The organism is Vibrio sp. V42_P2S4T144, assembly GCF_009904715.1.
In the GTDB taxonomy this organism is placed as follows: Bacteria; Pseudomonadota; Gammaproteobacteria; order Enterobacterales; family Vibrionaceae; genus Vibrio; species Vibrio alginolyticus.
Genome location: NZ_WXWS01000179.1, coordinates 1 through 10,875 on the forward strand (window position 1 = coordinate 1; position 10,875 = coordinate 10,875).

Sequence of the window (10,875 nt, forward strand, 5' to 3'; positions counted from 1 at the left end):
TAATAGACATATGCCCCATCCGCTCCTATTCCCCAATGTGGAAACACACTTGGAAGCGATTGGGTTACTTAGATACAAATGCTAGGAACCTCCCTATATGCAATTCACCTTGGAACATGCGCAAGACGTGTTATCCGGAATGCCAGACCCCACTTTTATTCTGAGTGAAGATGGTATCTATATTGATGTTTTTGGAGGAACAGATAAAAAAGCCTATCACGATGGAAGCAATTTGATAGGTGAGACGCTGCACAGCGTACTCGAGAAAGATAAAGCTGACTGGTTTATCGAGCAGATCAATCGATCACTGAAACAAGACAGTATTGTGACGGTCGAGTACAAGATGTGCGCCGACAGCATTCAGGGAATAGATGCTAACAGTGGGCCAAGAGGCGACCTATACTACGAAGGCAAGATCTGCCCACTCGCTATAAAATACCGAGGTCGTCGCGTTGTCCTTATTCTTACACGCAACATCTCCAATCGCCACCGAGTTGAAACCCTTCTTCGCCATCAAAGCCAAATTGATGCTCTTACCAACATCTACAATCGACGTGTCTTTTTCGAAAAGCTCACAGAAGAGGTCATTAAAGCTCAAGAGCCGAACTATCACTCCGCGTTGTTATTGTTTGATTTGGACTTTTTTAAAGTCATCAATGATAAACGTGGTCATGATGCGGGGGATTATGTCTTAGAGACCTTAGCTGATTTGGTTTCTCACTTACTCGTCAAAGACGAAATTTTTGCAAGAGTCGGAGGGGAGGAGTTTGCGATTATTTTGCCAGAAACTTCTCTGTCGGCGGCGAAAGAGGTAGGAGAGGAAGTACGTTCCCACATTCAAAATTGTCAGTTCGAATTTGAAAAGATTGAAATTCCGGTCACGGTGAGTGTAGGCGTGGTGGAAATAGGCAGAAATGAAACCACCAAACGTTTGTATGCGCATGCAGATAAAGCGCTTTATGCTGCGAAAAGAAATGGCAGAAATTGCGTGGCGACTCTGGATAGGCAGATGGAGTAACCTTGTTGGTTACTCCAAATCAAACTGTTGGCGTTATAGCATGTCGACGGCTTTTTCTACGGCGGCGATGAGTCTATCCACATCTTCAGCCGTGTTATAAATACCAAAAGAAACGCGTACCGTGCCTTTAACGTTTAGCGCATCCATCAATGGGTGAGCGCAGTGGTGTCCTGCTCGTACCGCAATGCCTTGTTGATCGAGCAGCGTCGCCATGTCTTGGTGATGAACGCCGTCCATGACGAACGTCAGTACAGAGGCATTCGGTTGATAGCCTAGAATATGGATGTCATCCAAAGCGCTTAGTGCTTGGTAGGCCTTATCCTGAAGCACATGGAGATGAGTCTCTACTTCGTGATGGTCAAAACCTTGGTACCACTCAATGGCTTTCGCTAGAGCAATCGCGCCCGCAACGTTTGGTGTGCCCGCTTCAAATTTACCAGGAAGTGCAGAAAACGTCGTTTTTTCGAAAGAAACGCGTTCAACCATTTTACCGCCGCCGTGCCATGGTGGCATGGCTTCCAAAAGTTCAAGCTTGCCGTATAAAACCCCAATGCCTGCTGGTGCATAAAGTTTGTGACCTGAGAAAACGTAGAAATCGATATCTGATGCCGATAAATCAAGTTGCTCATATACGATGCCTTGCGCGCCATCAACTACAACAACCGCGCCAACGTTGTGCGCCAGTTCAGTGATTTTTTCGATAGGTTGGCGTGTGCCTGTTACGTTGGTTATTTGTGCGCAAGCAACAATTTTACAGCGGTCAGACAGAAGCGCCTCAAATGCACTGATGTCGAACTGGCAATCTGATGTCATCGGAACTTTAATGACTTTAGCACCCGTTTGCTCTGCCACGATTTGCCAGGGCACGATGTTGGCGTGGTGCTCCATCTCGCTAATTAAGATCTCATCACCTGGTTGTAACGTGCTACGGGCGTAGGTTTGAGCAATTAAGTTCAGTGCTTCGGTTGCGCCCCGTGTCCAAATGATCTCTTTAGAGCTGTTTGCACCAATAAAGCTTGCCACTCGTTCTCGTGCCGCTTCAAATTGGCTGGTGGCATTAGCCGTTAAACTGTGGCTGCCACGGTGAACATTGGCATTTTGCGCACTGTAGTAATGACTGATGACATCAATCACACATTGCGGTTTTTGCGTTGTCGCTGCGCTATCTAGATACACTAAGGGCGTATCGTTGACGGATTGGTTTAGAGCAGGAAATTGCTCGCGTACAGCATTTACGTCAAACATTATTCTTCACCAAGCTTGTGGTAGTGCAGAGTAGGCAGAGGGATCATTGGTTCAGCAACTGACCATGCGTGTTTTTTACCTGAGAGTTGAATGATTACTTCCATCGCGAACTCTAAAGCTGTACCCGGACCTTGACTAGTGATCAGGTTGTGGTTGATATCAAAGGTCACGCGTTTGCTGCGCCACTTCTCTTCCGGGATATGTGACTGAAAGCTCGGGTGACAGGTCATCAGTGATTGTGGGAAAAGATCATGGTGTTGCAATACCAACGCCGGTGCTGCGCAGATAGCAGCGACCAATTTTCCCTCGTAGATGTGCTGCTTAAGGATTTCTATCATCACCGTGCTATCACGAAAAATTTCTGCACCACCAACACCACCAGAAAGCGCTATGGCGTCAAACTCATCATCAGCAATATCGACCAGTTTACAATCGGCTGTTAGTGTGACTCCGCGAGAAGCTTTCATCGTCAATGAGCCATCAAAAGCAGCACTCGCTACCGTAACGTCATAACCCGCGCGAACCATCATGTCGATAACGGTGACGGCTTCCATTTCTTCGGTGCCCGGAGCGATTGGCACTAAGATTTTCTTACTCATTGTTCTGTCCAGCTTTGTTCTATTTGTTTGATGCGTTGGTAAAGTTTTAAATTCTCAGGCGTATTGATGCGATGTTTCTCGGCAGCCTTTAACAAGTATCCGGTTATAAAATCAATTTCCGTTCGACGCTGATGGAATACGTCTTGTCTCATTGAAGAATAGTTCTCAGCTGTGGCGTTCACCACTTGCATTACCGTATCGAAAAGAGAGCGAAACTCGATAGCAATACCTTCTTTACTCATTACTTCAACCAGTTCTTGAGTGATGCTTTCGAGTTGTATCTTAAACTCGGGCTTCGCAAGTTCACCATTCTTACACTGGAGAATCGCAGTCAGTGGGTTAATCGCGCAGTTGATCGCTAACTTAGTCCATAACGCAGATTGGATGTGTGGATTCCAAATGGCCTCTGGAAGGGCATTATGCATAACATCTTTCAGAAAAGTGCACTGCATTCCTTTGTCATTATAACCACCCGCTTGCGTTGTTCCGTGACCGGTATGCAATACGTGTTGGTTATCTGGTTTGTATGCGCCGTGCGTTGTTGTTGCGAGCACTATCGGATTGTTTGGCACAACCTTCTCCAAGGCAGAGGCAGTACCCATACCATTGTGCATCAGCATGATAATCGTGTCTGTATTGATATGAGGGAGCAAAGGCTGAATGGCGTCTTCCACTTGCCAAGCTTTTACCGTGATCAAAATGAGGTCCGCTTGATTTACGGAGGAAATATCTTGATTACTGAATACGATTGCGGGTGTGTCATCCAACTGAAGTGGTTGTTGTCTCTCTGAACTTCTTCCCCACAATGAAACATTGTGCCCGGCAAGCTTAAATTTTGTTGCCCAGAGTGAGCCCACCGCACCTGGACCGAGGATAAGGATATTCACCAAACGCTCTCATTAAAAAGGTTTGCTGCAAGGATAATGAGGGAAAAAAGGAAAGCAAATAAAAATGGCGCCGAAAGGCGCCATTTTTGAGCAAACTTAGTGGTTCAATTAGAACTTGTAAGTTACAGCTAGGTAGTGGCTTACACCAGTCGATTCTAGCTCAACACCTGGAGCAACTTGTAGACCGTCTTTTACGCCATATACTTCTTTGTATGCTTTCAGGCCGTAACCAACCGCGAAGCGATCTGAGTGCCAGTAAATGCCGTTGAACATTGCACCACCGTTTGACGCGGTAGTACCAAATTTGTTACCAGCATCATCATCCATACCGAATTGGTAATCAATGTAACCTTGGTAAGAAATGAATGAACCATTGTCGAAGAAGTAGAATGGTTTGAACCAGTTAGTCGAGATTTGGAAACCGTTCCAACCTTTGTTGTTGCCATCGTAAGTGCTGTACAGGTTTAGGCCGATTTTACCTAACCAAGGAACCATTACATCAGAACCTAAACCGATTTTCTGGTTGTTTACACCACCGTTGTTACCGCCCCATTCCATTAGAGATGCAATGTATAGCTCTTGAACTGGACCGAAAGATAGGTCTTTACCAGTTACGGCATCTAGAGACATACGTGGTGCAAATTTCATGAACATCTTGTCAGGAGCGCCGTTCTCAATTGACTTATCTTGGTTATCTTTAGTCGCTAGGTTAAATACGTCTACGTAACCGTATAGGTCGAAAATACCAGAGCGACCGCCAAATTCCATTTCTAGGTAATCGTGAGCGTTGTCGTCAGCGCCTTTAACTCGTGGCATTTCATCAATTGAGTACATGTAGTTGAACTGCATCCACTTGTAATCGTTTTTGTGGATATCGCCGTCAGAGTAATCTGCCGCCATAACTGGAGCTGAAGTAGCCGCTAGAAGGCTAAGAGCTAAAAGTGATTTACGCATAAGGGGACTCTCTATGTTTGTAATGATTCAGAACACGCAATCTATGCTGCGCTTTCCAATTGGCGGGAATAATAGCGATAAAAATCCCAAATGAAAGTGATAAAGGGTGCAAAACTGAACGTTTTTGGTGAGTTGTGTCACGAAATTATCTTTATTTACGGAACTTTTTGTTTGTTGCATTTGATTGCAATAAATGTGTGATTTGGATCGTTTGCGTAAGCGATTTTATGACTTTTTAAGCCAGTCGATTAACCAACATAAATCGTTAGTGATCGGAGTGATAAGGGATTCGTATGTATCCGTGAATCAAAGAGGACGTTTGAATGAAAGAAGTCATGTTATTCCCACTCACTTCAGTTGTACTCCCTGAGGGTAAAATGAATCTGCGCATTTTTGAGCCACGATATAAGCGAATGGTAAAGGAATGCAGCCTACAAAATGTGGGCTTTGGAGTTTGCCTGGTAGGAAGTGAAGGTGACCCTAAAGACGTGGGTAACGTTTCATCTATCGGAACTTTGGTCAGGATCGTTGATTTTGAAACACTCAGTGATGGCCTTCTTGGTATTACAGTTGCTGGTGAGCAACGCTTTATTGTCAAACGCGTCCGTGCAGATGCGGATGGCTTACGTCATGCAGAGGTTGAATGGTTAGACAATTGGCAACATCTAGACAACTCACCAGATTTCTTCTTTTTAAGCCAGCAGTTATCCCATGTTTATGAAGAGTTTCCTCAACTTGGAAGCCTCTACCAGCATCGTTTTTACGATGACTCTGCTTGGGTTACTCAGCGTTGGCTTGAGTTACTACCCCTAGACTGCAATCTGTTCGAACAGCTAGTCGGCGCAGAGGACTGTATTCCTGCGTTGCAATTTCTGACAGAAGCCATAGAAGCCCCGACTAACAAAGAGGCAAGGATATGAAAGGATTTAATAAAGCTGCGCTAACTATTGTTGCGACATTAGGACTGGCGGCGTGTGGCTCCGACAGTGACACTATCGAGTATTCCAATTTACAAGCAGTGCACGCTTCTTCTGATGCGCCGCTTGCAAATGTGTGGATCAACGATAAACCATCTTTAACGAATGTTGATTATGGTGTGGGATCTGGCTACGTTAAATTGCGAGAGGGGATGAATTCGATTCAGGTCGATGTACAGCTCCCAGGTAATGAAACCGCGACCGTAGTACCTAAAACAGAACTAGATCTTGATTCCGACCTCAATTATAACGTGTTCGTTGTTGGCGATGCCGATGGTTCGCCAAACCCAGTTGAGCCTTTAGTTGTGACTCGCAGCGCCGATTCAATGGCTGATGCCAATAGTCTAGATGTTCAAGTTGTTCATGCAGCTTCAGGCGTTCCTGCTGTTGATCTTTATGTCACTGAGCCAGGTGTTGCTCTTGCTAGCGCGACTCCAATAACTAACCTTGCTTACAAAGCTTCTACCGACGTATTGAACATCCCAGCTGGTGAGTATCAAGTTCGACTTGCCGTAGGAGACAGCGTTGCTTTTGACTCGGGCAAAGTATCTCTTGCGGCTAACTCCAACTTGACGATTGCCGCTATCGGCACAGGAGATTCGAATAGCACGTCACCTGTCAAACTCTTGGTGTTGGACGGTTCGGGCTCTTCTATAATTGAAGATATGGGCAGCCAAGCTGAAGTAAGAGTCGGACACCTTGTCGATGGAGCGCCAGTCGTCGATGTTAACGTTAACGGGGCGGCCTTCGCTCCTCTTGCCGACTTAGCGTTCAAAGAGATTCGTGGTTATTTGGATCTTGCTGCTAGCGCTTACGATATTGACGTTTACGTGGATGGCACAACAACCAATCCGATCATAGATGTTGGCGGGTTAATGGTTGCAGGTGGAATGGATTACAGTGTTTATGCAGTCGGTGTTGTTAGCCCAGCGATTGATATCGAAGCTCTGGTTGTTGAAGATATGAGACGCGCTGTGGCGACTAGCGCGACATTGAATGTGACACACGCGGCGGCTAATCCTATAGCGGAAATGGTGGATATTTACCTCACTACGAGTGCAGGAATAGATGGAAGTGATCCAACTATTGCTAATTTTGCGTATAAAAATAGCGTACAAGGATTATATGTCGCTGAAGGTACATATTATGTAACGGTAACAGTGGCTGGTAACCCAAGTATTGTTGCGGTTGACTCAGCACCAGTCAATGTAATGAACGGTGTTGTGTACCAAGTCGTTGCCATTGATGATGGGAACAACGGTGGTTTCAACTTGTTGGTCGATGACGTGACCGATTAGGACGAATGGGAGGAGGAGACTCCTCCCACAAATTAAGGCCGATTATGATGAGTGATAGCCCGAAAAAACTGGGGCGCAGTGATTGGAACGATTACATGGATAAAGTGAAGGATCGAGACAAAGATGCGTTCGCTTTTGTATTCCGTTTTTACGCACCCAAGCTGAAGCAATTCGCTTACAAACATGTTGGTAATGAGCAAGTTGCTATGGAGATGGTGCAAGAGACCATGGCGACAGTTTGGCAGAAAGCGCACCTCTATGATGGTGAAAAGAGCGCGTTATCGACTTGGATATATACCATAATCCGAAACCTTTGTTTTGATCTGCTGAGAAAACAGAAAGGTAAGGAATTACACATTCATTCTGATGACATTTGGCCGTCAGAGTATTATCCACCTGATCTTGTTGATCACTATTCACCAGAACAAGATATGTTGAAAGAACAGGTGGTTAAGTTTTTAGATATATTACCGAAAAACCAGAGAGATGTTTTACAAGCGGTATATCTTGAAGAGTTACCTCATCAACAGGTCGCGGAATTATTTGATATACCCCTCGGTACCGTAAAATCCAGGCTGAGGCTTGCAGTAGAAAAGCTAAGGCATTCAATGCATACGGAGCAACTATGAACAAACACCCAGATAACAGCTTGTTAGAAGCATACGCTTCGGGAAGCATTGATGCAGTTTCTGGTCTTGTGGTCGCAACCCATTTAGAAACATGCACCAAGTGCCGAGCTTATGTGAACCAAGTCGAAGCAAGTCAAGCGAACATCGTAAGTGACATACCTTCTGAGTATGTTTCTGAATTTGACGACATGTTTAATGACATCATCAATGCGGAGCCAGCGACTGATAATATCGTGATCCGCGACTCTGCTGCTGTTAATGTGGCAGGAAAAAGTTTCGCTCTTCCTAAAACTCTAGCGCGTTTCTCTGACCTCGTAGGGTCATGGAGAAGTTACGGAGGCAAGGTTTTCAGTGCTCAGATTGACCTAGGGGAAGACGCTCGTGTCAGCTTAATGTACATCGGGGAAGATGTGCAAATTCCTCAACATACGCACAAAGGCCTGGAGTCTACATTGATCCTACATGGTGGATTTAGTGACGAGGATGGCCAATATGAAGAAGGCGATTTGATGATTAGAGACGCATCAGTGAAGCACAGCCCTTACACTAAGGCCGGAGAAGACTGCTTGTGTTTAACCGTATTGACTGAGCCGATGATCTTTACTCAAGGCGTGGCACGTATATTTAATATGTTTGGTAAAGGGTTATACCCATAGACCTCTTATCTTATATCTCGCAAAACAAAAACCACCGAATTCGGTGGTTTTTTATATGTTTCGTTAATGTTTGTGACGTGCTTTTTCCAATAGAGCATCAAAGTAATGTCGTAGCGAGTACAACATAATCAAGCTTGGCACGACCATGACAGCGGTAAGCACGAAGAATGTGCTCCAATCATTAAGATAATCCACTAGCTCGCCACTGAAAGAAGCAAGAGTCGTCCGTCCGAAGTTTCCTAGAGAGGCAAGCAACGCATACTGAGTTGCCGAAAATGCTTGCCCGGTTAGAATCGTCAAAAATGAAACAAAAGCGACGGTTGAGAAAGCAGTCGTAAAGTTATCGACAATAATCGTGGCTAAGTACAAGTGCTCGTTTGGGCCTACCGAAGCAATCCATGCAAACATCAAGTTACTGGCAGACATAGCAATACCGCCGATCATTAATCCACGTACAATACCAAACCTAACGTTGAACATGCTTCCGACAAAAGTAAAGAAGATGGTGGCTCCCCAACCAATCAGTTTGGAGTAATAGCCAATTTGTTCATTGCTAAAACCAATATCTTTATAGAACGCGATCGACATCCTGCCCAAAAACGCTTCGCCAATTTTAAATAGGAAAACGAACAGCAACAGAGTAATCGCGACACGGACGCCATTGCGATTAAAGAAATCAAGGAAAGGTTCTACAACAGTCACGGTAAACCAAGCTACGACTTTTGAACCAACCACTTCTTTGTGTCGTTGTTCAGCGGCAGACTGAAGTTGTTCGCGTTGAGTCTTCGGTTCACCGACTAAAATCGTAAAGACCATTAGAATGCCGACTATCACCGCCATCCCGTAATACACACCATTCCAACCGACACTGTCAGCATTAACAAACGCTAAATAACCCGGTAGTGAATAACCTGTCCACCAGCCAATGACCGCCATTGCAGAAGCTTGAGGCAGTTTAGACTCTTCTGACTTTGGGAAAGTATCAATACGAAAAGCATCAATTGCGATGTCTTGTGTCGCTGAAGCCGTTGCAATACACAAGGCGAGTAGTGACGCAAACACCAAGTTTTCCGCTGGATTAACGCCGGCAATAAATAGGGTAGCGACGAGTACGATACTTTGGCAAAAGAAAATCCAGCTACGTCTTTGCCCCAGCAGTCTAAAGAGGACTGGCAGCTTCACGCGGTCAACCAGAGGTGCCCACAGAAAGTTGATCGCATAGACCGCAAAAACGCTACCAAAATAGCCAATTGCGGAGAGGGTCAAGCCGGCATCTTTTAGCCAACCTGACATGTTTGAACCGATAAGAACCCACGGAAAGCCGCTAGAGCAGCCCAGCATGAAAACCCACATGAGTCGTTTATCGAGGTAACTTTTTACCGTTTCCAACCAAGTGATGGAAGGTAATGAAGACATAAATCAATCCAATAAAATGAAGCCGTTGAAAGAGAAAGCCCTTCGATTATTCAAAGGGCTTATCGTTTTGGCTATTTAAGTAGTGTAGCTTTGGTGATGACGATTTGCGTCTCTGGTACATCACGCATTCGGCCTACTGTCGTGGTCGGCTGCTGAGCCATTTTCTGGATAACGTCGAACCCCTCAGTAACCTCACCAAATACAGCATAACCTGGTGGTCGAGCGCCATAGTTGAGAAAGTCATTGTCGACTAAGTTGACGAAAAACTGACGAGTTGCAGAGTTTGGTGCATTAGTTCGTGCCATGGCGATGGTAGCACGGTCATTGTTTAGACCATTATTTCCTTCGTTTTTGATTGGCGCGTATGTTTTCACCATCTGCATATCTTGGTTAAAGCCGCCACCTTGTGCCATGAAGCCTGGGATAATACGATGAAAAATAGTACCTTCGTAGCTCCCATCTTCTACATATTTCAGAAAATTAGCGACAGTGATAGGTGCTTTCTCTTCGTTTAACTCAACCGTAAATGAGCCAAGTGTCGTTTCAAACGCTACTTTTGGTCCAGCCCAAACGCTGCAGCTGAGTAATGCTAAAGACAGAATCGCTTTGCGTAACATTAGAAACGCTCCTGCATGTATTGACGAAGCTCAGGGTCATTGGCAATCTCTTTAAGCGTTAATGTCACCACATCATTCAATGTTTCTTCAATATCGGCATCAGAAGCACTCAATGTGCCAGATCGCTTTGCTGTACCTGTATAAGTTTTGACTAGCTTGCCCTCAGGTGTCTCTGCTGTGATTTCCAGCACAACTTTAGCATCCATCTCATTTTCCATCACCGAATGCTTCACGTTGACCAACGCTTCTTGAACGCTCAATTCAATCGCGTTGTTGCTGTTTAGATCCGCATGGAAACCTTGAGATGAGAATTGCTTCTCTAATGCTTCTTCTAACGCAATACGTAAATTCTGTTTAGCATGAAGAGGAAGAATGTTCGAACGGCCGTTATCCACCAACGCCACGTACTGCGCTGCACGTACATCTTTGCTGGTCAAACTGTAAGTCTTGCCTTGAACAATTGGATTGGTGCTCAATGTGCTTTCTGGCATCAGGTTCAGCTGAGGTTGTTGAGGGGCTGAACACGCAGCAAGCAACGCAACCGAAGCCGCAAGTACCAATTTTCTCATTTTATTATTC

12 protein-coding genes are annotated in these 10,875 nt (G+C 45.2%); 5 read left to right on the top strand and 7 right to left on the bottom strand.

The features are described 5' to 3' along the window. Nucleotides 1–97 precede the first annotated feature (97 nt). The gene (locus tag CAG68_RS06295) at nt 98–1,018 is read left to right on the top strand and encodes a GGDEF domain-containing protein (RefSeq protein ID WP_054728419.1); all 921 of its coding nucleotides are present in this window, start codon (nt 98–100) and stop codon (nt 1,016–1,018) included. A gap of 33 nt (nt 1,019–1,051) precedes the next feature. On the opposite strand, the gene csdA is transcribed toward CAG68_RS06295, so the two are convergent. The 4 genes from csdA to CAG68_RS06315 form a co-directional block, all read right to left on the bottom strand. Beyond that, nucleotides 1,052–2,263 (bottom strand): cysteine desulfurase CsdA, encoded by a 1,212-nt coding sequence (gene csdA, locus CAG68_RS06300; protein WP_161440931.1) that lies wholly within the window; start codon nt 2,261–2,263, stop codon nt 1,052–1,054. Next, nucleotides 2,263–2,862 (bottom strand): DJ-1 family glyoxalase III, encoded by a 600-nt coding sequence (locus CAG68_RS06305; RefSeq protein WP_006742560.1) that lies wholly within the window; start codon nt 2,860–2,862, stop codon nt 2,263–2,265. The genes csdA and CAG68_RS06305 overlap by 1 nt, the downstream gene beginning before the upstream one ends. Then, nucleotides 2,859–3,749, bottom strand: a complete 891-nt coding sequence (gene panE, locus CAG68_RS06310; protein WP_053306735.1) for a 2-dehydropantoate 2-reductase — start codon at nt 3,747–3,749, stop codon at nt 2,859–2,861. The genes CAG68_RS06305 and panE overlap by 4 nt, the downstream gene beginning before the upstream one ends. Nucleotides 3,750–3,857: 108 nt before the next feature. Further along, nucleotides 3,858–4,703 (bottom strand): nucleoside-specific channel-forming Tsx family protein, encoded by an 846-nt coding sequence (locus tag CAG68_RS06315; RefSeq protein WP_005391741.1) that lies wholly within the window; start codon nt 4,701–4,703, stop codon nt 3,858–3,860. Nucleotides 4,704–5,026: 323 nt separating this feature from the next. On the opposite strand from CAG68_RS06315, the gene CAG68_RS06320 reads away from it, so the two are divergent. Genes CAG68_RS06320 through CAG68_RS06335 form a run of 4 tightly spaced genes read left to right on the top strand, consistent with a single transcriptional unit; the run spans nt 5,027 to nt 8,263 of the window. After that, nucleotides 5,027–5,623 (top strand): LON peptidase substrate-binding domain-containing protein, encoded by a 597-nt coding sequence (locus CAG68_RS06320; RefSeq protein ID WP_053304081.1) that lies wholly within the window; start codon nt 5,027–5,029, stop codon nt 5,621–5,623. After that, nucleotides 5,620–6,978, top strand: coding sequence for a DUF4397 domain-containing protein (locus CAG68_RS06325; RefSeq protein ID WP_053306734.1), 1,359 nt, complete (start codon nt 5,620–5,622; stop codon nt 6,976–6,978). Before CAG68_RS06320 ends, CAG68_RS06325 begins: the two co-directional genes overlap by 4 nt. Before the next feature lie 44 nt (nt 6,979–7,022). After that, entirely contained in the window at nt 7,023–7,607 is a 585-nt protein-coding gene (locus CAG68_RS06330) for an RNA polymerase sigma factor (protein ID WP_017636022.1), read from the top strand. Then, nucleotides 7,604–8,263, top strand: a complete 660-nt coding sequence (locus CAG68_RS06335; protein ID WP_005380256.1) for a ChrR family anti-sigma-E factor — start codon at nt 7,604–7,606, stop codon at nt 8,261–8,263. Before CAG68_RS06330 ends, CAG68_RS06335 begins: the two co-directional genes overlap by 4 nt. A 63-nt stretch (nt 8,264–8,326) precedes the next feature. Here the strand turns inward: CAG68_RS06335 and CAG68_RS06340 are convergent, their stop codons facing one another. The 3 genes from CAG68_RS06340 to CAG68_RS06350 form a co-directional block, all read right to left on the bottom strand. Then, nucleotides 8,327–9,679, bottom strand: coding sequence for an AmpG family muropeptide MFS transporter (locus CAG68_RS06340; protein ID WP_005380257.1), 1,353 nt, complete (start codon nt 9,677–9,679; stop codon nt 8,327–8,329). A 71-nt stretch (nt 9,680–9,750) separates the two neighbouring features. Then, nucleotides 9,751–10,296, bottom strand: a complete 546-nt coding sequence (locus CAG68_RS06345; RefSeq protein ID WP_005380258.1) for a peptidylprolyl isomerase — start codon at nt 10,294–10,296, stop codon at nt 9,751–9,753. Next, nucleotides 10,296–10,865, bottom strand: a complete 570-nt coding sequence (locus CAG68_RS06350) for a YajG family lipoprotein (RefSeq protein ID WP_005380259.1) — start codon at nt 10,863–10,865, stop codon at nt 10,296–10,298. Before CAG68_RS06350 ends, CAG68_RS06345 begins: the two co-directional genes overlap by 1 nt. Nucleotides 10,866–10,875: the final 10 nt, after the last annotated feature.

Excerpts from the sequence above, each read along its gene's own strand:
- CAG68_RS06295 (WP_054728419.1), top strand. The coding sequence starts at position 98 with ATGCAATTCACCTTGGAACATGCGCAAGACGTGTTATCCGGAATGCCA.
- csdA (WP_161440931.1), bottom strand. The coding sequence starts at position 2,263 with ATGTTTGACGTAAATGCTGTACGCGAGCAATTTCCTGCTCTAAACCAA.
- CAG68_RS06305 (WP_006742560.1), bottom strand. The coding sequence starts at position 2,862 with ATGAGTAAGAAAATCTTAGTGCCAATCGCTCCGGGCACCGAAGAAATG.
- CAG68_RS06315 (WP_005391741.1), bottom strand. The coding sequence starts at position 4,703 with ATGCGTAAATCACTTTTAGCTCTTAGCCTTCTAGCGGCTACTTCAGCT.
- CAG68_RS06320 (WP_053304081.1), top strand. The coding sequence starts at position 5,027 with ATGAAAGAAGTCATGTTATTCCCACTCACTTCAGTTGTACTCCCTGAG.
- CAG68_RS06325 (WP_053306734.1), top strand. The coding sequence starts at position 5,620 with ATGAAAGGATTTAATAAAGCTGCGCTAACTATTGTTGCGACATTAGGA.
- CAG68_RS06330 (WP_017636022.1), top strand. The coding sequence starts at position 7,023 with ATGATGAGTGATAGCCCGAAAAAACTGGGGCGCAGTGATTGGAACGAT.
- CAG68_RS06335 (WP_005380256.1), top strand. The coding sequence starts at position 7,604 with ATGAACAAACACCCAGATAACAGCTTGTTAGAAGCATACGCTTCGGGA.
- CAG68_RS06340 (WP_005380257.1), bottom strand. The coding sequence starts at position 9,679 with ATGTCTTCATTACCTTCCATCACTTGGTTGGAAACGGTAAAAAGTTAC.
- CAG68_RS06345 (WP_005380258.1), bottom strand. The coding sequence starts at position 10,296 with ATGTTACGCAAAGCGATTCTGTCTTTAGCATTACTCAGCTGCAGCGTT.
- CAG68_RS06350 (WP_005380259.1), bottom strand. The coding sequence starts at position 10,865 with ATGAGAAAATTGGTACTTGCGGCTTCGGTTGCGTTGCTTGCTGCGTGT.